Here is a 23,708-nt window from a genome sequence, read left to right as displayed (position 1 = left end):
CCGGACGGAACCTCTCCTTCTTCGGCTGTGACGGGCCGGCCCCGTTCGGTTCTAGTGCGCGCCGCCGGAGCGACGCGGTTCTTCCGAAGACTCGCCGGTGATGGCCGGGTCGAAGTCGTTGCCGTCGATTCTACAGGCTCAACTGCCGCGGAGTGCGGTCGTGATTCGATTGGCCAAGGCGCGAACCTCAGCGTCGTGCCACAGCAACGAACGACGCCCGTCGTCACCGATCGGCACGACAGGGAGTTCGACGACGCCGCGAGCGGTCGACACCGGAACGATAAGAGCGAGTGCCACCTGCGGATGGAGGCCTCTCTCCCGGCGCTCTGCGACGGTAATCGGCCCGATCCTGGAGGCATCGAAGGCCGCGAACGGTTCATCGCCCTCGCGCGGCACGAGCGTGAAGCGCTCCCCATCCGCCAGGATCAGAAAGGTGAACGGTAGACCCAATGCATAGCGCACACCGAGCCTTCGAAGGGCGCGGACAGTGTTGCTGAAGCGCACGGCGTGCACGATCGCGGGCGATGTCGTCGAAGGCACCGGCTCAGGCTAGCGCGACCGCGTAGCCCCGGCAGACCGGCTCGACGGCGGAACGGACCAGCGGGGCGAGCGGGCCGCGGCGCACGCCGGATCGCGCCCACACGGTGGCGGCGGCGACGGCCGCCCCGACGACCGCGGTCGCGGCCGACCGGGGCAGCAGCGCGTCGGGGTCCTCGCCGATCCGCGTCGCGACCGCGGCGGCGACCACCCGCACCAGCTCGAGGAAGCGCGGGAGGCCGGAGGCCTGCAGTTCCGCATCCGTCCCCATCAGCTCCACCTGCGTCACGGCGAGCGGCAGCCGGTCGGGGCCGAAGCCCTCGGCCAGGCGCACGACCGCGTCGAGGACAGCATCCATCGGCGCCAGGGTGTCGTCCGCCGCGCTCAGCGCCTCGGCGAAGCGGTCGAGCGACTCGTCGACCTCCAGCCAGAGCAGGTCGCTCTTGGCGGGGAAGTAGTTGAAGAAAGTGGCACGGCTCACGCCTGCGCGCCGCGCGATGTCGTCGATCGTGGTGCGCGCGTACGTCTGCTCGAGGAAGAGCTCGCCCGCCGCCTCGGCCAGCATCCGCTTGGACGAGGCACGGGGCCGACCGGAGCCGGAATGCGGAGACGCCATCGGGTGTTCCTCTCGAATGCCTATTATTGGACCCGGTCCACTTATCAACGATTGCGAAGGACGCCCGTGACAACCACCCCCACCGCCGTGCGCAGCGAGACGGATCGCCCCGGCATCACGCCCGGCACCGCACGCCGCGTCACGATCGCCTCGTTCGTCGGGACCGCCCTCGAATCGTACGACTTCTACCTGTTCGCCTACTTCAGCGCATTCTTCGTCGGCCCGCTGTTCTTCCAGCCGCTGGGGACGTTCGGCGGCGTCCTGGCCGGCTTCCTGACGATCGCGGCCGGCTTCGTCATCCGCCCCATCGGCGCGATCGTCTTCGGCCACCTCGGCGACCGGATCGGCCGCCGCCCCACCCTCCTGATCACCATCGCCATGATGGGCGTCGGCACCGGCCTCGTGGGCGTGCTGCCCACCTATGCCCAGGCCGGCTGGTTCGGCGCCATCGCCCTCGTGGTGCTCCGCCTCGTGCAGGGCCTCTCGCTCGGCGGCGAGTGGGGAGGCTCCATCCTGCTCGCGACGGAGTACGCCAACCCGAAGCGGCGCGGCTTCTACGCGGCACTCCCCCAGCTCGGCTCTCCGGTCGGCTCCATCCTGAGCGCCGTCGTGTTCATCGCGATGACCGCGCTGATCCCGGCCGACCAGATCGCGGCCTGGGGATGGCGCCTGCCGTTCCTCACCGCCATCCCCCTCCTGCTCGTCTCGCTCTACCTGCGCTGGTCGATCGACGAGACCCCGGTCTTCAAGCAGCTGCTCGAGACCGGCACGCGCGACCGCTTCCCCGTCCTCGACGTGTTCCGCAAGGCGCCGTCGGGCTTCGTGATCGCGATCGGCGCGGCCGTGCTCGGCATCGGCTCCTACTCGCTCATGAACACGTACATGGTCGACTACGGCACCGCGACGCTCGGCTTCAGCTTCCAGGACCTGCTCATCGCGACCACCGTCGGCGGCCTGCTTCAGCTCGTCACGATCCCGCTCTTCGGCGTCTGGGCGACCCGGATCGGCTCGGCACGGGTCGTCATGATTGGTGCGATCGGCACGCTCGTGATCGCGTTCCCGATGTACTTCCTGCTGCAGTACGCGACCTTCCCCATCCTCGTCGGCAGCATGATCATCGGCGGGATCCTGCCGACGCTGTCGTGGGCCGGTCTCGGCGGCCTGATGTCCGACCTGTTCCCGAGCGAGGTCCGCTACAGCGGGCTGTCGGTTGCGTACAGCCTCGCCGCGCTGCTGACCGCGTTCGTGCCCGCGCTCACGCTCCTCCTGGGCGGCGCGACCGGCAACGCCTGGTGGCACCCCGGCATCGTGCTCGCCCTCATGAGCGCCATCACCCTGGTGGCCGCGCTGATCGCGTCCCGGAGGGCGCCCATCGTCGACGAGGTCTGATCGCCGGCGCGGTCCTCCGGTACGCTTGTACGGTCGCACACTCAGGCACCCCGATGACACGGTGCCGCACATATCGAACCGGAGGACCATGAGCGCCGCGAACCCCGTGCCCGAGAAGCCCGCACTGGAGGGGCTGGAAGCCAAGTGGGGCGACCGCTGGCAGCAGCAGGGCACCTTCCGCTTCGACCGCGACTCCGCGCTGGCCGCCGGCCGCGACGGCGTCTACTCGATCGACACGCCGCCGCCGACCGCCTCCGGCTCGCTGCACATCGGCCATGTCTTCAGCTACACCCACACGGACGTCGTCGCGCGCTACCACCGCATGCGCGGCGAGCACGTGTTCTACCCGATGGGCTGGGACGACAACGGCCTGCCCACCGAGCGCCGGGTGCAGAACTACTACGGCGTGCGCTGCGACCCGACCCTCCCCTACGAGGCGGACTTCGTCCCGCCGTTCGAGGGCGGCGACAACAAGAGCAGCAAAGCGGCCGACCAGAAGCCGATCTCGCGCCGCAACTTCATCGAGCTGTGTGAGCGGCTCACCGTCGAGGACGAGAAGCAGTTCGAGGCGCTCTGGCGCTCGCTCGGCCTCTCGGTCGACTGGTCGCAGACCTACCGGACCATCGGCCACGAGTCGCTGCGGACGTCGCAGCTCGCCTTCCTCCGCAACATCCGGCGCGGAGAGGCCTACCAGGCCCTCGCCCCGACGCTGTGGGACATCACGTTCCGCACCGCGGTCGCCCAGGCCGAGCTGGAGGACCGCGAGCAGCCGAGCGCGTACCACCGCGTCGCCTTCCACGGCGCCGACGGCCCGGTCTACATCGAGACCACCCGCCCTGAGCTCCTCCCCGCCTGCGTCGCCCTCGTCGCCCACCCGGACGACGAGCGCTACCAGCCGCTGTTCGGCACGACCGTCCGCACCCCCGTCTTCGGCGTCGAGGTGCCCGTGGTCGCCCACCACCTCGCCCAGCCCGACAAGGGCAGCGGCATCGCGATGATCTGCACGTTCGGCGACATCACCGACGTGGTCTGGTGGCGCGAGCTCGACCTGCCGAACCGCGCGATCATCGGCTTCGACGGCCGCATCATCAGTGAGCCGCCGGCGGCGATCAAGAGCCCCGAGGGCAAGGCCGCCTACGCCGAGCTCGCGGGCAAGACCATCTTCTCTGCCAAGCAGGCCGTCGTGGAACTGCTGCGGGCCTCGGGCGACCTGATCGGCGACCCGAAGCCCATCCAGCACCCCGTCAAGTTCTTCGAGAAGGGCGACAAGCCGCTCGAGATCGTGTCCACCCGCCAGTGGTACGTCAAGAACGGCGCCCGGGACGAGCAGCTCCGCCAGCGCCTCATCGAGCTCGGCCGCGAGATCGACTGGCACCCGGAGTTCATGCGCGTGCGCTACGAGAACTGGGTCAACGGCCTGACCGGCGACTGGCTCATCTCGCGCCAGCGCTTCTTCGGCGTGCCGATCCCGATCTGGTACCCGCTCGACGCGGACGGCAACCCGGTGCACGAGGAGCCCATCCTCCCCACGGAGGAGCAGCTGCCGGTCGACCCGTCGTCCGACCCGGCCCCCGGCTACGACGAGGCCCAGCGCGGCCAGGCCGGCGGCTTCATCGGCGAGCTCGACGTCATGGACACCTGGATGACCTCCTCCCTCACCCCACAGCTCGCGGGCGGCTGGGAGCGCGACGGCGAGCTGTTCGACGCCGTATACCCGTTCGACCTGCGCCCGCAGGGCCAGGACATCATCCGCACCTGGCTCTTCTCGACCCTCCTCCGCTCGCAGCTCGAGAACGACGTCGTCCCGTGGCGCAACGCCGCCATCTCGGGCTTCATCGTCGACCCCGACCGCAAGAAGATGTCGAAGTCGAAGGGCAACGTGGTCACGCCCGCCGACATCCTGGAGCGGCACGGCTCGGACGCCGTGCGCTACTGGGCCGCCTCGTCGCGCCTCGGGACCGACGCCGCCTTCGACCCGCAGAACCCGACGCAGATCAAGATCGGCCGCCGTCTGGCCATCAAGCTGCTCAACGCGGCCAAGTTCATCCTCGGCTTCGAGGCGCCCGCCTCGCTCGATCTCGCGCAGGTCACCAGCCCGCTCGACGTCGGGATGCTGCAGAACCTCTCCGACGTGATCGCCGACGCCACCGCCGCGCTCGACGCCTACGACCACGCGCGCGCCCTGGAGATCGTCGAGACGTTCTTCTGGACATTCTGCGACGACTACCTCGAGCTCGTGAAGGAGCGCGCGTACGGCGAGGCGAACGCCGAGCAGGTCTCGGCCGTCGTCGCCCTGCGCGTCGCCCTGTCGGCGTTCCTGCGCCTGCTCGCCCCCGTCCTGCCGTTCGCGGCCGAGGAGGCGTGGAGCTGGTCCGCCGAGGGCTCGGTGCACGTCGCGCCGTGGCCGACCGCGGCGGACGTCGCGCCGCAGACCGCCGACCAGCGGTCCGTGCTCGCCATCGTCGGGCGCGCCCTGACGGCGATCCGCGGAGCCAAGACGGCCGCCAAGGCATCCCAGCGCACGGCCGTCGATTCGGCCGTGATCGCCGGTCCCGCGGCCGAGATCGCCGCGATCGAGTCGGCCGCCGCGGATCTGCGCTCGGTCGGCAGAATCGCCGAACTGCGTTTCGCAGCCGCCGACGACCTGGCGGTCACCGATATTCTGCTCTCTCAGGCCCCGAGCGAGGAGAAACGATGACGGCGACCGTCCGGAAGGTGGAGGACAACGAGTTCTTCACCTGGCTCGACCTCTATGCGGGCTACGGCGAGTTCTATGAGAACCCCGTGACCGATGAGAAGGCACTGCTCGTGTGGAGCTGGATCACCGACTCCTCCAACGAGCTCGAGGCGTACTTCGCGATCGACGAGGAGGGCGCTCCCGTGGGCGTCGCCCACGTCCGCGAGTTCGTCCGCCCGCTCGACGGCAGCAAGGGGCTCTACCTCGACGACCTCTTCGTCTCGCCGGACGCGCGGGGCGAGGGCGCGGGCACGCAGCTGCTCGAGTTCCTCCGCGACGCGGCACGCGACCGCGGGCTCTCGGTGGTCCGGTGGATCACCGCGAAGGACAACGACACCGCGCGCCGGCTCTACGACGCCGTCGCGCAGAAGACCAAGTGGGTGACCTACGATCTCGTCCCCTGATCAGGATCGGGATATGGTCAGAACACGCAGGCGGCTCTCGCGGCCGTATGGGGAAGGCGAACGGAGTAACCCATGACGATCGAGGTCCGACCGGTCAGGGACGGAGATTTCTTTGCCTGGCTTGAGCTGTACACGAAGTACGCGGAGTTCTACGAGACCGAGCTGACCGACCAGAGGGCGCTCGTCCTGTGGTCGTGGCTGACGGCTCCCGAGCACGAGGAGCAGGGCTTCGTGGCGGTCGACGGCGACCGTCTCGTGGGCCTCGCCCACGTGCGCGAGTTCGCGCGGCCGCTCGAGGGCGACCGCGGCCTCTTCCTCGACGACCTGTTCGTCCTGGAGAGCGAGCGCGGGGCGGGCATCGGCCGCGCCCTGATCCAGCACGTGCGCTCGCTGGCCGAGCAGCGCGGTCTCGGCGTCGTCCAGTGGATCACCGCGCACGACAACACGAACGCCCAGCGCGTCTACGACGATGTCGCCGCCCGCACCTCGTGGGTGACGTACGAGATCGATCTGGCCGGGCAACGCTGATGCAGCTCGGAACCCGCTGGGCCGTCGGCGCGACACCACCGGAGAACCTCCCCGAGGTCGTCTCCTACGCGGTGTCGACCGTAGAGGAGGAGCTCGTCGCCACCGATGTGGCGACGGACGGCTGGCGCTGGACCCTCACCTGGCTGGAAGGCCGCCCCGTCGTGGAGCTCGACGACGGGACGGTCGTGCGGTACAACCCGCAAGAGGACTCCGCGACGATCACCCAGCCGGTCGAGCAGCAGGCCACGGACTACGACGAGGTCTGACGGTCCGCGCCGCGCCCTCTAGCGAGGCAGCTGCGGCAGTGTGCGAGCGGCGCCGTCCCGCGCGGCCTCGACGAGGCCGACGCGCTCGGCGTAGCCGGACGACGGGCGGACGGGGCGGGTGCCCCACGCGGTGAGGGCGGTGCCGAGGCGGAGCGCGGTGCGGTGGGTCCACGGCCGGTGGGCTGGGAGCGCGTAGACGGTCATGAGGCGGATCCTTCCGGTACGGGTCGGGGCGCGGGCTCACTCGAGCGCGCGTCGAAGGTGCGGGCGCTGAAGAGGAGCCGCGTGCACACCAGGGTGAGGACGATCACCACGGCGCCGCCGATCACGAACGGCAGCCGCAGGTCGATGCGGGCCACGAACCCGCCGAGCACGGTGGCGATCGGGGTGAGCCCCCAACCGATCGTGCGGACGATGCCCATCGCCCGGCCGAGCATGTCGCCCGGGATGAGCGCCTGGCGGAGCGCACCCCAGGGCACGTTCCAGACCGCGACGCCGAACGCGCCGATGGCGTAGCTGAGCACGGCCACCACGACGTTCGCGGTCACGCCGACGCCCAGGACGCCGACACCGCTGACGAGGATGGACCAGAACATGATCCGTCCGCGCCCGAAGCGCGCGACGAGCGAGCTCGAGATCAGCGCTCCCGCGAGGGCGCCGATGCCGACCCCGGCCGTCACGACGCCGACGAGCGCCTCCGGCACCGAGAAGGTCTGCAGGAGCAGGAGGATGACGCTGCCCTGCGCGAACGCGAGGGCGGACGCCGTCAGCGAGGTGAGCACGATCATCTTGCGCAGGAAGCGGTGGCCGACGAGGAAGCGCACGACCGCGCCCATTCCCGGGCGCTCGGCCGGCTCCTCCCCCTCGTCCGCCGCGGTCTGCTGCCCGAACGCTCGCGCGGCGGCGGCGGGGATGGTGAGCGCGAGGAGCCCGGCGATGAGGAAGCCGGAGCCGGTGAGCCACACGGGCAGCACCAGGGCGACCGCGAAGAGGAAGCCGGCGATCGGGGTGGCGATGAAGTTCTGCACGACGATCTCGGCCGACTGCATCCGGCCGTTCGCGCGGTCGAGCTGGTCGCGACCGACCAGGCTCGGCACCACGGTCGTGGTCGCGTTGTCGAAGACCGTCTCCCCCAACCCGAACAGCAGCACACACGCGTAGAGCCACCAGATGGTCAGGGCGTCGGCCGCGATCAGCCCGGCGAGCAGTGCGGCGACCGCGAAGCGCAGGCTGTTGGCGACGGCCATCGCGATACGGCGGTCCACCCGGTCCAGGAGCATCCCCGCCGGGATGCCGAACAGCAGCCAGGGCAGGAACGTGACGGCGGTCAGCCCGGCGATCAGCGCCGGATCGCGGGTGAGCGTGGTCGCGATCAACGGGACCGCGGTGCGGCCGATGCCGTCGGCGAGGTTGCTGGCGATCGCCGCGGTCCACAGCCGGTTGAACCCGGCGCCCATCGGCGTCCGGCGCACCCGCGGCTCGGCGGCGGCGGTCATCGCTCGCTCGCCTCCACCAGCGGGAACGCGTTGAACTGCACCTGCACGCGGAGCCGGCCGTCGGTGTCCTGCGTCTTCCACTGCTCGCGGAGCCGCTCCTGGAGCGCGTAGTACTCGCGCCCGAACTCGGCGAGCTGGTCGATGGTCAGCTCGAGGTGGGAGGTCGAAAGGGTGCTCGCCTGCATCCACTCCGTGCCGTAGACGTCCAGCCCGCGGCGGAGGAAGGCGGTGAGGCGGCGCTCGTTGTTCTGCTGCCACTCACGCGAGATGAGCTCGTTGGCCTCCCGACCGGCGGGAGTGGCCAGCGTCTCCAGCGATCCGATGGTGACGCCGCCGGGGGCCATCCGCCACCAGCGCTCGCGGCCGGAGCCGCGCTCGGTGTCCTCGACGATGATGTTGTGCTTGGCGAGCTGACGGAGGTGGTAGCTGGTCGAACCGCTGGACTCCCCCAGACGCTCGGCGAGGCCGCTGGCGGTCGCAGCACCGAAGTCCGAGAGCTCGTTCATGATCTCGACGCGCAGCGGGTGGGCCAACGCGCGCAGCGCCTCCATGCCGAGGGCGTCGTGCATCGGGTGCGAGATCGCTGCCGGCTTCGGCTCGGCAGGGGTCGCGTCGTGCTCGTGTTCGGTGCTCATGTGTCGAGAGTACCGATGCAAAGATCTCTTTGCAAGTACTTCTTTGCAATTAGGTCTTTGCAAGCAGGTCTTTGCAATCAGACCTTTGCGGTGGGCGCTGCGGTCGTAGCCGGCGTCAGACCCGCGCGACGATCTCCCCGTGCGGCATGCCGTACCAGCCGGATGGCGTCCGCGACCACTCGAGCCACGCATCCGCGATCGCGGTCAGGTCGCTCTCATCCGCGATCCCGTGCTCGCGCGCATGACGGGCGAAGTCGGAGTCGACGACGCGCACGCTCCACGACTCGCCCCACCAACGACGGTCCTCGTCCGAGGCGAAGCACCAGATCGACGCCGAGCTGCGCACTTCGGCGAATCCCGCCTGGAGTGCCCAGTCGCGCAGGAGCCGCCCGGCGTACGGCTCGCCGTCGTTCGCCCGCTGGACGGCCTGGTTCACCCGCATCCACTCGCCGAGGCCGGGCAGCAGCGGCGCCCACATCGTGCCACCCCAGTCGACGTCGCGGGCCACAACGTGACCGCCCGGCTTTGTCACGCGACGCAGCTCCCGCAGCACCGCGACCGGGTCGCCCATGTGCTGGAGCACCTGGTGCGCGTGAACGAGATCGAAGGTCGCGTCGGGGAAGTCGAGCGCATACGCGTCGCCGACGGCGAACGACGCGTTCCTCACACCGCGGTCGGCGGCGGACCGGGTGGCGTGCGCGACGATGTCGGCGCTCGCGTCGATTCCGATCACGGCGCCGGGAGCGATCCGCTCCGCGATGTCGAACGTGATCGTGCCGGGCCCGCTGCCGACGTCGAGCACAGCCGCGCCCGGGGTCAGGAGGTCCGCGAAATAGGCGCCGGAGTTCTCCAGCGTGCGCCACTCGTGCGACCGGAGCACGCTCTCGTGATGGCCGTGCGTATAGCGTTGGTGAGCATCCATTCCGCCATCGTATGCATGCCGGGCACCGGTCCCCCGCAACGTTACGTGAACGCCCGCTGGCCGTAGGCTGGGGCGATGGCAGACACGAATCCGTTCTTCTCCCCCAGCACCCTCCCCTACCAGCTGCCGCCGTTCGCGGAGATCCGCGACGAGCATTACCGGCCGGCGTTCGAGCGCGGGTTCGAGGAGCAGCTCGCCGAGGTCGAGGCCATCACCGCCTCCCCCGAGCCGCCCACCTTCGAGAACACGCTCCTGCCCCTGGAGCGCTCGGGCGGCGTGCTCCAGCGGGTCGCCGAGGTGTTCTTCAACAAGAGCTCGTCCGACAGCACGGACTTCACCAACGCCCTCGAAGAGGAGTACGCACCGCGGCTCGCCGCGCACCAGGACGCGATCCTGCTGAACCCGGCGCTGTATGCGCGCATCGCGGCGGTCCACGCACAGCTCGACGCGCTGGGACTGGACGCCGAGTCCCGCTACCTCGTCGAGCGCTACCACACCGAGTTCACGCTCGCCGGCGCGGGCCTCGACGACGCCGACAAGGAGCGCCTGCGCGAGTACAACCAGCGGCTGTCGACTCTGACGACGCGCTTCGAGAAGAACCTGCTCGCCGACACCAACGACCTCGCGGTGGTGCTCGACTCGGCCGACGAGCTCGACGGTCTCGGCGAGGGCGAGATCTCCGCTGCCGCCGAAGCCGCACGCGAACGCGGCCTCGACGGCAGATTCGTCGTCTCCCTGGTGCTGCCCACCGGCCACCCGTGGCTCGCGTCGCTGACGCGCCGGGACGTGCGGGAGCGCATCATGGCCGCCTCCCGCGCGCGCGGCATCCGGGGCGGCGAGCACGACAACCGCGAGCTCGTCCTCGAGATCACCCGGCTGCGCGCCGAGCGCGCACGGCTGCTCGGCTTCGACACGCACGCCGCCTTCGTGACGGCCGACCAGACCGCACGCACCCCCCAGGCGGTCGCGGACATGCTCGGACGGCTCGCGCCTCCCGCCGCCCGCAACGCCCGCGTCGAGCAGGCCGATCTCGAACGTCAGCTGCCGGAGGGCGACTCCGTCGAGAGCTGGGACTGGGCCCACCTCACCGAGAAGGTCCGGCAAGAGAAGTACGACGTCGATTTCGCGGCGATGCGCCCGTACTTCGAGGCGGAGCGCGTGCTGCGCGACGGCGTCTTCCACGCCGCCACCCGCCTGTACGGCATCACCTTCGAGGAGCGTCCCGAGCTCGTCGCGTACCACCCCGAGGCGCGCGTCTTCGAGGTGCGCAACGAGGACGGCAGCGCGCTCGGGCTCTACATCCTCGACCTCTACACGCGCGACTCCAAGCGCGGCGGGGCCTGGATGAACCCGCTCATCTCGCAGTCGGAGCTCCTGGGTACTCCGACGGTCGTCGTCAACAACCTCAACGTGCCGAAGCCCGCCGCGGGCGAGCCCACCCTCCTCACCTACGACGAGACGAACACGCTTTTCCACGAGTTCGGGCACGCGCTCCACGGGCTGTTCGCCCACGTGACCTACCCGAAGTTCGCGGGCACGAACGTGTTCCGCGACTTCGTCGAGTTCCCGAGCCAGGTCAACGAGATGTGGATGCTCTGGCCCGAGATCGTCGAGAACTACGCCGTGCACCACGAGACGGGCGAGCGGATGCCGCAGGAGCTCGTCGACCGCCTGCACGCCTCCGAGTCGTTCAACGAGGGCTTCGCGACCAGCGAGTACCTCGCCGCCGCCCTGCTCGACCAGGCCTGGCACTCCATCACCGCGGACGACGCCGTGGACGATGTCGCGTCGTTCGAGGCGCAGGCCCTCGCCTCGGTCGGCCTCGACGCCCCGGCGGTGCCTCCCCGCTACGCGAGCACGTATTTCGCTCACACCTTCTCGGGCGGCTACGACGCGGGCTACTACTCCTACATCTGGAGCGAGGTGCTCGACGCCGACACGGTGGAATGGTTCAAGGAGAACGGCGGGCTCTCGCGCGCGAACGGCGACCGGTTCCGTTCCCGGCTCCTCGGCGTCGGCGGCTCGAAGGACCCGCTGGAGGCCTACCGCGACTTCCGCGGCCGCCCTGCCGTCATCGAGCCGCTGCTGAAGCGCCGCGGCCTCGGCGACTAGCAGGCGGACTCCGGGCCGGCAGGCCCTGTGGTGCAGGCTCCGTGACGCGCCAGGGCTAGCCCCCTTCCCACGCCAGGCCCTAGCCTGAGCGCAGACTCCGTGGGAAGGGGGCCGCCATGAGCGCAGCCGGCCCGGCGCGTCCGATGCCGGCTCCGACCGTGCGCACGCTGCTCCTGCTGAGCATCCCGGCCCTGCTGATCGGCGTGCTCTCGGCGCTCTCCCTGTGGCTGCTGGACAGCATCGCGGGTCTGCTCGAAGACGCGGTGTGGACCGCCCTCCCGAGTGCGATCGGAGTCGACGGCGCCTCGGGCTGGTGGATCTTCCTCGTCCTGACCGTCACCGGTGCCGCCGTCGGCCTGACGGTCTGGCTGCTCCCCGGTCACGGCGGCCCCGACTCCGCGACCACCGAGCTGGTGACCGCTCCGCTGCCGCCCGCCGTCGTGCCGTCGCTGGCCCTGACCGCGGTGCTCGGCCTCGCGGGCGGCGTGAGCCTCGGGCCGGAGAACCCGATCATCGCGATCAACGCCAGCGTGCTCGTCGCTCTCGTCGCGCGAGTCTGGAAGAAGGTGCCGACAGAGCTGGTGCTGCTGATGGCCGCCTCCGCCACGATCGGCGCCATGTTCGGGACTCCCGTCGCCGCCGCTCTGGTCTTCACCGGCATCGTCGCGGCCGCACCGGGCGGCGGGGCACTGTGGGACCGCCTGTTCCTGCCGCTGGTCGCGGCGGCGGCCGGATCCGAGACGATGACACTGCTCGCGCATCCGCAGTTCGGCGTCCCCATGCCCGCCTACACCGACGTGCACTGGCCGGATGTGATCGCCGCCTTCGTGATCGCCACCGCCGCTGCCCTGCTCGGCGTCGCCGGGGCGACGGTCTTCCCCACGGTGCACCGGGCGTTCCACAGTCTGCGGAACCCGCTGCTGGTCTCCCTCGCCGGCGGCGCCGTGCTCGGACTGCTCGGCGTGATCGGCGGCCCGATCACCCTCTTCAAGGGGCTGGAGCAGATGGGACAGCTGATCCACGACCGGGCCGAGTACACGACCCTGCAGCTCGTGGTGATCGTGCTCGTGAAGGTCGGCGCGCTGCTGGTCGCGGCGAGTGCCGGCTTCCGCGGCGGACGCGTGTTCCCGGCCGTCTTCATCGGCGCGGCGATCGGACTGATCGCCACCTCGCTCGTCCCGGGCATCCCGCTGCCCGTCGCGATCGCGTCGGGCGTGCTCGGGATGACCGTCGCGGTCGCGCGGGACGGCTGGATCGCGATCTTCGTCGCGCTCGCGGTCACGCAGAGCGTCGCCGTGCTGCCCATCATGTGCCTCGCGGTGCTGCCGGCGTGGCTGGTGGTCACGCGGTCGCCGCAATGGCTCATCCGGTCGCGTGCGGACGCGGACGGTCTCGCAACGCCGGCCCTCAAGCCGACGGCGTGATCAGCCGGACGTGATCAGGCGGACTTCTCTTCGCGACGCGGGCGGTGAGGGACGATCGTCGGCGCCGCGTTCTCGAGCACGGCCTCCTTGGTGACGACCACGCGGGCGACCTCGGAGCTGGACGGCACCTCGAACATGATCGGGCCGAGCACCTCCTCCATGATCGCGCGGAGGCCGCGGGCACCGGTCTTGCGCAGCACGGCCAGGTCGGCGATGGATTCGAGGGCGGCGTGCTCGAACTCGAGCTGCACGCCGTCGAGCTCGAACATGCGCTGGTACTGGCGCACGAGCGCGTTCTTCGGCTCGGTCAGGATCTGCATGAGCGCGCTCTGGTCGAGCTGCGTGACGGTCGTGACGACGGGCAGACGGCCGATGAACTCGGGGATGAGCCCGAACTTGTGCAGGTCTTCCGGCAGCACCTCGCTGAAGAGGTTGATGTCGTCGCCCTTGGAGTGCAGCGGGGCGCCGAAGCCGATGCCCTTCTTGCCCGCGCGGGACGAGATGATCTCCTCCAGCCCGGCGAAGGCGCCGGCCACGATGAACAGCACGTTCGTCGTGTCGATCTGGATGAACTCCTGGTGCGGGTGCTTGCGGCCGCCCTGGGGCGGGACGGAGGCGACGGTGCCCTCGAGGATCTTGAGGAGCGCCTGCTGCACGCCCTCACCGGAGACGTCGCGGGTGATCGACGGGTTCTCGGCCTTGCGGGCGATCTTGTCGACCTCGTCGATGTAGATGATGCCGGTCTCGGCCCGCTTGACGTCGTAGTCGGCGGCCTGGATCAGCTTCAGGAGGATGTTCTCGACGTCTTCGCCGACGTAGCCCGCCTCGGTGAGCGCGGTGGCGTCGGCGACGGCGAACGGCACGTTGAGTCGACGGGCGAGGGTCTGCGCGAGGTACGTCTTGCCGCAGCCGGTGGGGCCGATCAGCAGGATGTTGCTCTTGGCGATCTCGACGTCGTCGATGGCGTCCGCCGAGGTGATGGTCTGCTTGGCGCGCACCCGCTTGTAGTGGTTGTACACCGCGACCGCGAGCGAGCGCTTGGCCTGCTCCTGACCGATGACGTACTCCTCGAGGAACCCGAAGATCTCCTTCGGCTTCGGCAGGTCGAACTCGCTGGCCGCCTCTTCGCCGGCTTCGGCGAGGCGCTCCTCGATGATCTCGTTGCAGAGCTCGACGCACTCGTCGCAGATGTAGACGCCCGGCCCGGCGATCAGCTGCTGGACCTGCTTCTGGCTCTTGCCGCAGAAGGAGCATTTGAGCAGGTCGGCGCTCTCCCCGATTCGTGCCATCCCTCATCCCCTCCTACTACACAAGTGTTTGCGTCACGAGCCTAACCTGTGCGAGCGACAATGGCGCGCACCGGCGGGTCGATCGCGTCATACGGCGTTCTGCCGAGAGCAGATCGCGATCCTGGGCCGCGTGACGGATGCAGAAGGGCGGGGTGGCCGTGACGACCACCCCGCCCTTGCGCTGGAGCTGCTACTTGACCAGTGCCGGCAGCGACTTGCGGCTGGTGAGCACCTGGTCGATCAGGCCGTATTCGAGCGCCTCTTCCGCCGACAGGATCTTGTCGCGGTCGATGTCCTTGTTGACCTGCTCCTGCGGCCGGTTCGAGTGACGCGCCAGCGTCTCCTCGAGCCAGGTGCGCATTCGCAGGATCTCGCGGGCCTGGATCTCGATGTCGGACGCCTGCCCCTGTCCGGCCTCGCCGACGGCGGGCTGGTGGATGAGGATGCGGGCGTTCGGCAGGGCCAGACGCTTGCCGGGGGTGCCGGCGGCGGTGAGCACGGCGGCGGCCGAGGCGGCCTGGCCGAGCACGACCGTCTGGATCTGCGGGCGGATGTACTGCATCGTGTCGTAGATCGCCGTCATCGCGGTGAACGAGCCACCGGGCGAGTTGATGTACATGACGATGTCGCGGTCCGGGTCCTGGCTCTCGAGCACGAGGAGCTGGGCCATGATGTCGTCGGCGGACGCATCGTCCACCTGCACGCCGAGGAAGATGATGCGGTCTTCGAAGAGCTTCGCGTACGGGTCCTGGCGCTTGTAGCCGTAGGCCGTGCGCTCCTCGAAGCTGGGCAGGATGTAGCGGGCGCCGGGCGCCTGCACACCGCCGAGGGCCTGGCCGCCGTTGGCGGCCCCGCCGAGCATGGGGATGTTCATTGTCGTGTCCTTAATCCTTCCGGCGTTTCGCTACTTGGCCGAGTCCTGGTCGGTGCCGCCGCCGCCTGCGACGTCGAGCGCCGACTCGCGGATGTGGTCGACGAAGCCGTACTCGAGCGCCTCCTGGGCCGTGAACCAGCGGTCGCGGTCGCCGTCGGCGTTGATCTGCTCGACGGACTTGCCGGTCGCCGACGCGGTGATCTCGGCGAGGCGCTTCTTCATGTCGAGGATGAGCTGCGCCTGGGTCTGGATGTCGCTCGCGGTTCCGCCGAAGCCGCCGTGCGGCTGGTGCAGCAGGACGCGCGCGTTCGGGGTGATGTACCGCTTGCCCTTGGTGCCCGCGGTGAGCAGGAGCTGGCCCATCGAGGCCGCCATGCCGATGCCCACGGTGACGATGTCGTTCGGGACGAACTGCATGGTGTCGTAGATCGCCATGCCGGCCGTGATCGATCCACCGGGCGAGTTGATGTAGAGGTAGATGTCGCGCTTCGGGTCCTCTGCGGCCAGGAGCAGCAGCTTCGCGGCGATCTCGTTCGCGTTCTCGTCCCGGACCTCGGACCCGAGCCAGATGATGCGGTCCTTCAGCAGTCTGTCGAAAACATTGGGCTGGATACCCATGTCGGCCATGTTCGCTCCGTTTCCTTGTCGCTTCGTGACGAATCTATCGGAGCGCCACGGCCATTTCCGTGCTGTTCGCCCTGGGCAGAGTGGCGCGGCGCGGGAGGCGGCCGGCACGGGTCACTCGTCGTCGAGCTCGGCCGCGTATGCGGAGACCGCGCGGCCGTAGCGGGCCAGGTGCGGCACGAGCGCCGCGAGGGCCTCCCGCAGCGCCTCGGCGCCGAGCCCGAGATCGAAGAGCGCCAGGGCGGCGAAGGCGCGCGCATCGGCCGCGAGCGGGTCGTGCGGGCGGTCGGCGAGCAGGTCCCGCAGCAGCTCGACCGCCTCCTCGGGCCGGTCGAGGTTGCGGAGCGTGCTGGCCAGCTGGATGGTCGCCCGGGACCGCTCCGGCTCCGGGAGCCCCGCGTCGAGCGCGGCGCGGTAGAGGGGCTCGGCTTCGGCCTCGCGCCCGGCGTAGTCGTACGCGCCCGCGCTCTCGGACAGGGCCAGCGGATCGCCGGACGGCCGTTCGGCGGCGAGGGCCAGGATCGCCGCGAGGGTCGCCTCCTCCCCGCGCTCCGCCGCGTCGTCCCAGATCGCGTCGACGCGCTGCTGCCAGTCGTCCATCGTCGTGTCCCCTCGTCTGTATTCGCGGAAGCGGTGTGCGGAGACGACGAAGGCCGGGCGCGTATGCACCCGGCCTTCGTCGTCGTCGTGTGGTTACTCCGCGTCCGCAGCCTTCTTCTTGGCCGGAGCCTTCTTGGCGGCCGGCTTCTTGGCGGGAGCCTTCTTCGGCTTCTCCTCGGCGGCGGGGGCCTCGGCGGCCTCCTCGGCCGGAGCCTCGGTCGCCTCATCGGTGGTCTCGTCCTCGTCGTCACCCGAGGCGACGGCGGTGAACTCGCTGAGGTCGACCGGCTTGCCGTTGCTGTCGACGACCTTCACCTTGCCGAGGACGATCGCGAGGGCCTTGTTGCGGGCGACCTCTCCGACCATCGACGGGATCTGGCCGTTCTCGCTGAGGATCTTCACGAACTCGTTCGGGTCCATGCCGTACTGCGCGGCGCCCTGGATGAGGTACTGCGTGAGCTCGTCCTGGCTGACCTTGATGTCCTCGGCGCTGGAGACCTCGTCGAGGAGGATCTGCGTGCGGAAGGTCTTCTGGCTCGACTCGGTGACCTCGGCGCGGTGCACGTCGTCCTCGAGGCGGTTCTCCTGCTCGAGGTGGCGGTGCACCTCGTCCTCGACGAGCTGCTCGGGGACCGGGATCTCGACGAGCTCGAGGAGCGTGTCGACGAGCTGGTCGCGGGCGGAGGTGCCCTGGCCGAACGACTTGCTGCGCTCGACCTGGGTGCGCAGGCTGTCGCGCAGCTCGGCGATGGTGTCGAACTCGCTGGCGATCTGGGCGAAGTCGTCGTCCGCCTCCGGCAGCTCGCGCTCCTTGACGGCGTTCAGCGTGACGGTGATCTGCGCGTTCTCGCCCTCGTGGTCGCCGCCCATGAGCGGGGCCTCGAAGGTGGTGGTCTCGCCGGCGGTCAGCGTGTCGAGCGCCTCGTCGATGCCCTCGATGAGCTCGCCGGAGCCGATCTCGTACGAGATGTTGGCGGCGGTGTCGACCTCCTCGCCGCCGATCTCGGCGGTCAGGTCGATCTGGGCGAAGTCGCCCTTCTTGGCCGGGCGGTCGACGGTGACCAGCGTGCCGAAGCGGCTGCGCAGGGTGTCGAGCTCCTCGTCGATGTCGCTCTCCGCGATCTCGGCGGCATCGACCGTGATGGTGATGTCGTCGAGGTTCGGGAGGGTGACCTCGGGGCGGACGTCGACCTCGATGGTGAGGAGGAGGTCGCCCGAGAAGTCGGCCTCGGCCGGCCACTCGGTGATGTCGGCGGAGGGGCGGCCGAGCGGGCGCACGTCGTTCTCCTCGACGGCCGCACGGTAGAAACCGTCCAGTCCCTCGTTGACGGCGTGCTCCAGGACGGCGGCCTTGCCGACCCGCTGGTCGATGATCGCCGGCGGGACCTTGCCCTTACGGAAGCCGGGGATGCTGACCTGCTCGGCGATGTGCTCGTACGCGTGGGTGATGGAAGGCTTCAGCTCCTCCGGCGTCACCGAGATGGTGAGCTTCGTGCGGGTGGGGCTGAGCTTCTCGACCGTGGTCTTCACGATGTCTGGGTTCTCCTGAATGTTCGAACGATGGTCTTCTCGCAAGGAACGAGGTCCTCGTCGGGGCGACAGGATTCGAACCTGCGACCTCCCGCTCCCAAAGCGGGCGCTCTAGCCAAGCTGAGCTACGCCCCGGCTAAAACGGTGCGAAAGACCACGCGCAAGTCTACTGCACACGAGGTGACCCCCGCGTGTACTACGATGGTCGTCGGCCGTCCGCAGAACGAACGGCTTCGGGGATGTAGCTCAATGGTAGAGCCTCAGTCTTCCAAACTGATTACGCGGGTTCGATTCCCGTCATCCCCTCCACCCCCACTTCTTCACCCCACATTTGGACCAAATGTGGCGTTACGGGCCTTCATTAGCGGCATTCGGTCCAAATCTCGACGCGGGAACTCGTCGCTGTGCCCCAATAGGCTGGTTCCGTGTCATCGGAAACAGCCTCCGCTCCCCTCCGCCTCGTCGTCGCCGACGACTCCGTGCTGCTCCGGGAGGGGCTGATCCGGCTGTTCGACGAGGCCGGGTTCGAGACGGTCGGCGCCTACGGGGATGCGGAATCACTGCTCGCGGAGGTCGGCGGACTGGCACCGGATGTCGCGGTGCTGGACGTGCGGATGCCGCCGACGTTCCGCGACGAGGGCGTGCGGGCGGCGTTGCGGCTGCGTGCCGAGCACCCGGGCGTGTCGGTGCTGCTGCTCAGCCAGTACGTCGAGGGAACCTACGCGCAGGAGCTGCTGGCGAGCGGGCAGGGCGGCACCGGGTACCTGCTGAAGGACCGCATCGCGTCGCTCGACGAGCTGCGGGATGCGGTGACCCGGGTGGCGCAGGGCGGCACGGTGCTCGACCCGGAGGTCGTGCGAGAGCTGCTCACACGCCGCACGGACCCGCTGGCGGCGCTCACCCCGCGCGAGCGCGAGGTGCTGGGCCTGATGGCGGAGGGACGGACGAACTCGGCGATCGCCGCTCAGCTCGTGATCGGCGTCGGCGCGGTGGAGAAGAACGTCACCGCGATCTTCCAGAAGCTCGCCTTGGAGGACTCCGGGGACGACCACCGCAGGGTGCTGGCGGTACTGGCGTTCCTGCAGCGGTGAGGACAGAATGGCGCGTGAACCGCTCATCGACGACGAAAGCAGGTGCACCGTGGCAGGACTGGACGACATCACCAACAAGGCCAAAGAGTTCCTCGACAACGACAACGTCAAGAACGCGCTGAAGTCCGAGCAGGCCGAGGACATCAGCGACAAGCTCCTCGACGGCGTCGCCGACGCCGCCAGCAAGGTCACCGGCGGCAAGTTCGACGACCAGATCAAGGGCGCGCGCGACGCCGCGGACAAGGCCGTCGGCACCGAATAGCGGCCATCGCACGACGGAGGGCGGGTGACGGTTCGACCGTCACCCGCCCTTCGCCGTCTTCTGGCCCGCGGTGGCTCAGGTGAGCGGGAGGCGCGTCCCGATCCGTGTCGGACCGCCGGCGGGGCTGTCCACGACGAGCTCGCCGCGCATCCCCCGTACGCGCTCGCTCAGCCCGCTGAGACCGTGCCCGGTTACGAGGGTCGCTCCCCCGGCGCCGTTGTCGGTCACCCACACGCTCAGCCAGTGCGCGCCCGACGGGTCGGCGGTGCGGTCCAGGAACAGCCGGGACTCGGTCGCGCCCGAGTGCTTGGCGACGTTCGTCGCCAGCTCGGCCAGCACGTAGTAGGCGTTCCGCTCGGTCTCGGGGCTGAACCGCTCCCCCGGCGCCAGCGACGACTCGACGCGCATCGGGACGGTGCTCCGGGCGGCGAGGGACTCGGCCGCAGCCACCAGCCCGCGGTCCTGCAGCAGCGGCGGGGCGAACCCGCGGGACAGCGCCCGCAGCTCCTCGAGCGTGTCGCCCGCCTGCTGCCGCGCCTCGGACAGCAGGGCGGCCGCCGCCTCCGGGTCGTCGGTCAGCTTGCGCTCCGCGGCGGCGATGTCCATCTGCAGGCGGATCAGCCGCTGCTGGGGCCCGTCGTGCAGGTCGCGCTCGAGGCGGCGCAGCGCCTGATCCTCCGCGGCCACGGCGGCGCCCCGGGAGGCGGACAGGTCGGCGACCTCCTGCTGCAGCGCCTCGGACCGCCACGCCCCGAGCAGCCCGCGAGCGATGCCCTCGTGCATCAGCGTGAGGCCACGGGTGACGAACGGCAGGGTGGCCGCGAACAGCACCCCGGCGATGAAGTACAGGATGCGGTCGCCCACGATCGGGTCGAACGTCGAGCTCGACTGCGACGCCCAGTCCACGATCACCCGCGACAGGAACACCGTCTGCCCGTCGTGCGGGAGGAAGCCCTCCCAGATCCACCCGGTCAGGCCGCCGAGGGCAGTGGCCGCCCAGGTGATGGTGATGCTCCACGACACGATGCTGACGATCGGGTTGATCACCATGCCATGTAGCAGGTAGAGCCAGTAGTGCCCGTTGACGAACGGGCCGAAGGCGGCGCGCCAGAAGGTGCGCGGCTTCCCGGTGGACTCCCACACGGGCCGCTGGATCTCGGGCCGACCGGCCCAGCGCAAGCGCTCGACTTCGACCGCCCCGAAACCGCGCGCGGTGTAGAAGGTGCCGATCAGGATGAACAGGCCGACGTAGATGACGATGGTGCCGACGCCCGTCCAGAACAGCGATTGCAGCACGGACAGCCCGACGATGGCGATCGGCATGGTCAGCAGCAGGAAGCCCAGCTCGCGCGGGACGCCGCGCCAGAGCGTGCCGTAGGTGGTGCGGTCGGCGGGAGGTGCGGGGCGGGCGGTCACGGGATCCAGCATGGCGGATGGTGCGGCGGTCATGGGCTTCTCCAGTCGGGGACTTCTGCAGTCGGGGACGATGACTCCAGCCTCCCGTCGACGCGGCCGGCGCGGTATGCGGGTGCCCGGCCGATCCGTGCGGGGGTTATCCCCCGGTCCCCGCACGGCGACCGCCCAGGGGAGGCTCAGCTTAGTTAGCGGAGGCTCAGCTTCGTTGCGGAATTCCGGGAGCTGAGTAGCGTTGAAGCAGGCACGAGAAAGGACGCCAAACAATGACGGACATCGCCGCAAGCCAGAGTGTTTCCAACCCGGACGTCGCCGCCGGAGTCGCCCAGTTCCTGAGCCCGGTGGTCATCGACCTCACCGCGCTCGTCGTCAACGGCAAGCAGGCGCACTGGCACGTGCGCGGCTCCAACTTCATCGGCGTGCACGAACTGCTCGACACGATCGTCGACCACGCGCAGGAGTGGGCCGACCTGGCCGCCGAGCGCATCGTCGCCCTGGGGCTCCCGGTCGACGGCCGCCTCGGCACGGTTGCCGCGAAGACGACCACCCCCGAGCTGACCGCCGGCTTCCGCCCGGCCAACCAGACGATCGCCGAGGTCATCGCACAGATCGACGCCGCCCTCGCGGCCGTCAACACCGCGGTCAAGGAGCTCGACGAGCTCGACCAGACCAGCCAGGACGTCGCCATCGAGATCGCACGCGGCCTCGACAAGGACCGCTGGTTCCTGTTCGCCCACATCAGCGAGTAGGCACGTCACCGCGCCACCAACGCGCCTGAAGGGCCGCCCTCCATCCCGGAGGGCGGCCCTTCGCCGTTGCCGGCGACGCGCAGCGCGCAGCGCGCAGCGCGCAGCGCGCAACGGATCGCGTGCTCAGCGGACCGTGTCGTGGGTGAACCGCCCGGCCAGCAGGGTCGCCGCCACCGGCATCGTGCGCAGCTCCCCGGCCGACAGCGCGGCGGGGTCGGCGTCGAGCACGGCCAGGTCGGCCGGCTCCCCGGCGCCGATGCGGCTGCGCACCGATGCCTCCAGCGCCGCCGACAACGGGATGCGCTGCTCGGGATGCCACGGCTCGCGCCCCTCCCGCGCCCGGCCCACCGCCGCCGAGATCGCCACCCACGGGTCGAGCGGCGCGACCGGCGCGTCGGAGCCGAATGCGAGCCGCACGCCATGACGCACGAAGTCGGCGAGCGGGAACGCACGGTCGGTGCGCCCCGCCCAGAGACGGTCGGCGACATCCCGGTCGTCCATCGCGTGCTCGGGCTGAACGCTCGCGGTCACGCCCAGCCGGGCGAAGCGCGCCACGTCCTCCGGGGCGACGAGCTGCGCGTGCTCGACGCGGCCCCGGGCACCGACGCGCTCGAACGCATCCAGCGCCCGACGGTTCGCCTCGTCGCCGATGGCGTGCACCGCCGGCTCGATGCCGTGGTCGACGGCGAACCGCATCGCCTCCACGAGCTCGCGCTCGTCCAGGTTCGCGACGCCGTGACCGCCGTCCGGGTACGCGTGCGTGCAGAGCGCGGTGCGCGTATTGAGCGAGCCGTCTGAGATGACCTTGAACGGTCCGCCGGTGAGGAGGGCGTCCGTGCCTTCGATCGGCTGCCCCGTGCGGAGGCCGAGCGCGGCCGCCCGTTCCAGATCGTCGCCGTAGATGCCGAACTCGACGCGCAGCGACGGGTCGCCGCCGGCGAACCGCCGCGTCCACGTCTCGAGGTTCCAGCCGTACTCGAGATCGACGACGCCGACCACTCCCCGGGCCGCCGCGAGGGAGGCCGCGTCGGCGGCCCACCGGTCGAGCACCGCGTCGTCGGCGGCCGCGAGCGCGCTCGTCACGGCGAAGCTCGCATCCTCGCGCAGGATGGCCTCGTGCGATCCCGGGGCGAGACGGCGGGCGGCGGCCGAGTTCAGCCAGGAGCAGTGCAGGTCGCCCGACATGAGCACGACCGGACGCTCCCCCGCCGCGGCGTCCAGCAGCGCGCGCGTCGGAAGGTCGGCCCACAGCGCGTCGTGGAAGCCGAAGCCGACGAGCAGCTCGTCGCCCGGCTCCGCCAGCGCGCGGCGTCGCACCAGCTCGGCGGCCTCCGCTGCGGAGGCGGCTCGGGAGACGTCGAGGCGTCGCGCGGTCTGCGCCCACTGGGTGAAGTGGACGTGCTGGTCCCAGAGTCCCGGGACGATCCAGCGCCCGCCGAGGTCGAGGCGCTCGGAGCCGCGCGGGTCGAGACGTCCGGCGAGATCGACCGCGTCGATCCGGCCGCCGTCGATGCGCACGTCCACCACGCCGTCCGACCCGGGAAGGCGCGCACCGGCCAGCAGCAGGCTCATCGAGCGGCGCGGCGGCGGTCGTGCACGATCGTCATCTCGCGCAGCAGCCCGTCGCTCGCGTACGGGCCATCGCCGGCGAGCTCCAGCAGGATGCGGTCGACGATGTGGTCCGGGCGGTTCTGGCTCATCTTCTGCTTGGCGGTGATCTTCGTCGGGGTGAGCCGCAGACCGACCGTCCCTGAGGAGATGCGCTGGGCGTACGCCGAGTCGGCCTCGGTGCCCGCCATCTGCCGCGGCTCCGGCAGCTCGCGCTCGAAGTGGTCGACGAGACGGGCCAGCACGTCGAGGTTCTCCTCGTCGCTCAGGATCTCCGGGACGCCGGAGAAGTGCGCCGAGATGAAATTCCAGGTCGGGACGGCGGGCTTGTCGTCGTACCAGCTCGACGAGATGTACCCGTGCGGACCTTGGATGATCACCATCAGCTCGTGGGAGCCGAGCTCGTGGAGCTGCTCGTCGGGGCGTCCGACGTGGCTCAGGAGGCTGATGCCGTCGCGTGTGTCGTCCAGGATCACCGGGTAGTGCGAGGCGACCAGGCCGGCCTCCGTGCTGCTGACGAAGGTCGCCCACGGGTTCTCGCGGACGAGGCGCTTGAGCTCCTCGGTTTCGGTGAGGGTGAAGCTCGGGTTCTGTCGCATGCC

Annotated in this window: 24 protein-coding genes and 2 tRNA genes; 11 read left to right on the top strand and 15 right to left on the bottom strand. The window is 70.1% G+C overall.

Features of this window, described 5'->3' with window-relative positions; all coding sequences use genetic code 11:
- Positions 1-138 precede the first annotated feature (138 nt).
- Both ACFVU2_RS08520 and ACFVU2_RS08515 read right to left on the bottom strand, forming a co-directional pair.
- The gene (locus tag ACFVU2_RS08520; RefSeq protein WP_387872956.1) at positions 139-540 is read right to left on the bottom strand and encodes a hypothetical protein; all 402 of its coding nucleotides are present in this window, start codon (positions 538-540) and stop codon (positions 139-141) included.
- Between the two features lie 4 nt (positions 541-544).
- Positions 545-1,153 (bottom strand): TetR family transcriptional regulator, encoded by a 609-nt coding sequence (locus ACFVU2_RS08515; protein ID WP_387872955.1) that lies wholly within the window; start codon positions 1,151-1,153, stop codon positions 545-547.
- 66 nt (positions 1,154-1,219) lie between these two features.
- Here ACFVU2_RS08515 and ACFVU2_RS08510 point away from each other — a divergent pair, with 66 nt between their 5' ends.
- The 5 genes from ACFVU2_RS08510 to ACFVU2_RS08490 all read left to right on the top strand — a co-directional run bounded on the left by ACFVU2_RS08510 (position 1,220) and on the right by ACFVU2_RS08490 (position 6,477).
- Entirely contained in the window at positions 1,220-2,542 is a 1,323-nt protein-coding gene (locus tag ACFVU2_RS08510; protein ID WP_387872953.1) for an MFS transporter, read from the top strand.
- An 88-nt stretch (positions 2,543-2,630) separates the two neighbouring features.
- Complete coding sequence (gene valS, locus ACFVU2_RS08505) at positions 2,631-5,240, top strand: valine--tRNA ligase (RefSeq protein WP_387872951.1); 2,610 nt, start codon at positions 2,631-2,633, stop codon at positions 5,238-5,240.
- Positions 5,237-5,683, top strand: coding sequence for a GNAT family N-acetyltransferase (locus ACFVU2_RS08500; RefSeq protein ID WP_387872949.1), 447 nt, complete (start codon positions 5,237-5,239; stop codon positions 5,681-5,683). Before valS ends, ACFVU2_RS08500 begins: the two co-directional genes overlap by 4 nt.
- 72 nt (positions 5,684-5,755) lie before the next feature.
- Positions 5,756-6,211, top strand: a complete 456-nt coding sequence (locus ACFVU2_RS08495; protein WP_387872947.1) for a GNAT family N-acetyltransferase — start codon at positions 5,756-5,758, stop codon at positions 6,209-6,211.
- The gene (locus ACFVU2_RS08490) at positions 6,211-6,477 is read left to right on the top strand and encodes a hypothetical protein (protein ID WP_387872945.1); all 267 of its coding nucleotides are present in this window, start codon (positions 6,211-6,213) and stop codon (positions 6,475-6,477) included. The genes ACFVU2_RS08495 and ACFVU2_RS08490 overlap by 1 nt, the downstream gene beginning before the upstream one ends.
- A gap of 18 nt (positions 6,478-6,495) precedes the next feature.
- Here ACFVU2_RS08490 and ACFVU2_RS08485 read toward each other — a convergent pair whose 3' ends face one another.
- The 4 genes from ACFVU2_RS08485 to ACFVU2_RS08470 all read right to left on the bottom strand — a co-directional run bounded on the left by ACFVU2_RS08485 (position 6,496) and on the right by ACFVU2_RS08470 (position 9,530).
- Positions 6,496-6,681, bottom strand: coding sequence for a hypothetical protein (locus ACFVU2_RS08485; RefSeq protein ID WP_387872944.1), 186 nt, complete (start codon positions 6,679-6,681; stop codon positions 6,496-6,498).
- Complete coding sequence (locus ACFVU2_RS08480; RefSeq protein WP_387872942.1) at positions 6,678-7,973, bottom strand: MFS transporter; 1,296 nt, start codon at positions 7,971-7,973, stop codon at positions 6,678-6,680. Before ACFVU2_RS08480 ends, ACFVU2_RS08485 begins: the two co-directional genes overlap by 4 nt.
- Positions 7,970-8,608, bottom strand: a complete 639-nt coding sequence (locus ACFVU2_RS08475) for an ArsR/SmtB family transcription factor (protein ID WP_387872940.1) — start codon at positions 8,606-8,608, stop codon at positions 7,970-7,972. The genes ACFVU2_RS08480 and ACFVU2_RS08475 overlap by 4 nt, the downstream gene beginning before the upstream one ends.
- A 115-nt stretch (positions 8,609-8,723) precedes the next feature.
- Complete coding sequence (locus tag ACFVU2_RS08470) at positions 8,724-9,530, bottom strand: class I SAM-dependent methyltransferase (protein WP_387872938.1); 807 nt, start codon at positions 9,528-9,530, stop codon at positions 8,724-8,726.
- Positions 9,531-9,605: 75 nt separating this feature from the next.
- On the opposite strand from ACFVU2_RS08470, the gene ACFVU2_RS08465 reads away from it, so the two are divergent.
- Positions 9,606-11,642: a M3 family metallopeptidase gene (locus ACFVU2_RS08465; RefSeq protein ID WP_387872936.1), complete on the top strand. Its 2,037-nt coding sequence runs from the start codon at positions 9,606-9,608 to the stop codon at positions 11,640-11,642.
- A 116-nt stretch (positions 11,643-11,758) separates the two neighbouring features.
- Positions 11,759-13,066 carry an ion channel protein gene (locus ACFVU2_RS08460; protein WP_387872934.1) on the top strand — a complete coding sequence of 436 codons (1,308 nt, stop codon included), beginning with the start codon at positions 11,759-11,761 and terminating at the stop codon, positions 13,064-13,066.
- A gap of 14 nt (positions 13,067-13,080) precedes the next feature.
- On the opposite strand, the gene clpX is transcribed toward ACFVU2_RS08460, so the two are convergent.
- From clpX to ACFVU2_RS08430, 6 genes are all read right to left on the bottom strand, one after another.
- Positions 13,081-14,355, bottom strand: a complete 1,275-nt coding sequence (clpX, locus tag ACFVU2_RS08455) for an ATP-dependent Clp protease ATP-binding subunit ClpX (protein WP_387872932.1) — start codon at positions 14,353-14,355, stop codon at positions 13,081-13,083.
- Positions 14,356-14,545: 190 nt separating this feature from the next.
- The gene (locus tag ACFVU2_RS08450; protein ID WP_387872930.1) at positions 14,546-15,229 is read right to left on the bottom strand and encodes an ATP-dependent Clp protease proteolytic subunit; all 684 of its coding nucleotides are present in this window, start codon (positions 15,227-15,229) and stop codon (positions 14,546-14,548) included.
- A gap of 30 nt (positions 15,230-15,259) precedes the next feature.
- Entirely contained in the window at positions 15,260-15,856 is a 597-nt protein-coding gene (locus tag ACFVU2_RS08445; RefSeq protein WP_387872928.1) for an ATP-dependent Clp protease proteolytic subunit, read from the bottom strand.
- Between the two features lie 111 nt (positions 15,857-15,967).
- Positions 15,968-16,453, bottom strand: coding sequence for a tetratricopeptide repeat protein (locus ACFVU2_RS08440; RefSeq protein ID WP_387872926.1), 486 nt, complete (start codon positions 16,451-16,453; stop codon positions 15,968-15,970).
- A gap of 93 nt (positions 16,454-16,546) precedes the next feature.
- The gene (gene tig, locus ACFVU2_RS08435) at positions 16,547-17,983 is read right to left on the bottom strand and encodes a trigger factor (protein ID WP_387872924.1); all 1,437 of its coding nucleotides are present in this window, start codon (positions 17,981-17,983) and stop codon (positions 16,547-16,549) included.
- A 60-nt stretch (positions 17,984-18,043) separates the two neighbouring features.
- Positions 18,044-18,118: transfer RNA gene (locus tag ACFVU2_RS08430), tRNA-Pro, on the bottom strand.
- A 100-nt stretch (positions 18,119-18,218) separates the two neighbouring features.
- On the opposite strand from ACFVU2_RS08430, the gene ACFVU2_RS08425 reads away from it, so the two are divergent.
- From ACFVU2_RS08425 to ACFVU2_RS08415, 3 genes are all read left to right on the top strand, one after another.
- Positions 18,219-18,292: transfer RNA gene (locus ACFVU2_RS08425), tRNA-Gly, on the top strand.
- A gap of 116 nt (positions 18,293-18,408) precedes the next feature.
- Positions 18,409-19,074, top strand: a complete 666-nt coding sequence (locus ACFVU2_RS08420; protein WP_387872922.1) for a response regulator — start codon at positions 18,409-18,411, stop codon at positions 19,072-19,074.
- Between the two features lie 49 nt (positions 19,075-19,123).
- Entirely contained in the window at positions 19,124-19,336 is a 213-nt protein-coding gene (locus ACFVU2_RS08415) for an antitoxin (protein WP_387872920.1), read from the top strand.
- Positions 19,337-19,411: 75 nt separating this feature from the next.
- On the opposite strand, the gene ACFVU2_RS08410 is transcribed toward ACFVU2_RS08415, so the two are convergent.
- Positions 19,412-20,785 (bottom strand): sensor histidine kinase, encoded by a 1,374-nt coding sequence (locus ACFVU2_RS08410; RefSeq protein ID WP_387872919.1) that lies wholly within the window; start codon positions 20,783-20,785, stop codon positions 19,412-19,414.
- Positions 20,786-21,015: 230 nt separating this feature from the next.
- On the opposite strand from ACFVU2_RS08410, the gene ACFVU2_RS08405 reads away from it, so the two are divergent.
- On the top strand, positions 21,016-21,498 hold the full coding sequence (locus tag ACFVU2_RS08405) for a Dps family protein (protein ID WP_387872917.1): 483 nt from the start codon (positions 21,016-21,018) through the stop codon (positions 21,496-21,498).
- A gap of 123 nt (positions 21,499-21,621) precedes the next feature.
- On the opposite strand, the gene ACFVU2_RS08400 is transcribed toward ACFVU2_RS08405, so the two are convergent.
- Complete coding sequence (locus ACFVU2_RS08400; RefSeq protein WP_387872915.1) at positions 21,622-23,070, bottom strand: amidohydrolase; 1,449 nt, start codon at positions 23,068-23,070, stop codon at positions 21,622-21,624.
- Entirely contained in the window at positions 23,067-23,705 is a 639-nt protein-coding gene (locus tag ACFVU2_RS08395) for an FMN-binding negative transcriptional regulator (RefSeq protein ID WP_387872913.1), read from the bottom strand. The genes ACFVU2_RS08400 and ACFVU2_RS08395 overlap by 4 nt, the downstream gene beginning before the upstream one ends.
- Positions 23,706-23,708 lie beyond the last annotated feature (3 nt).

This window comes from Leifsonia sp. NPDC058194 (assembly GCF_042883605.1).
Classification (GTDB): domain Bacteria; phylum Actinomycetota; class Actinomycetes; order Actinomycetales; family Microbacteriaceae; genus Leifsonia.
The sequence above is the reverse complement of the archived record's forward strand: the minus strand, read 5'-3'. Positions and strand labels throughout refer to the sequence as shown.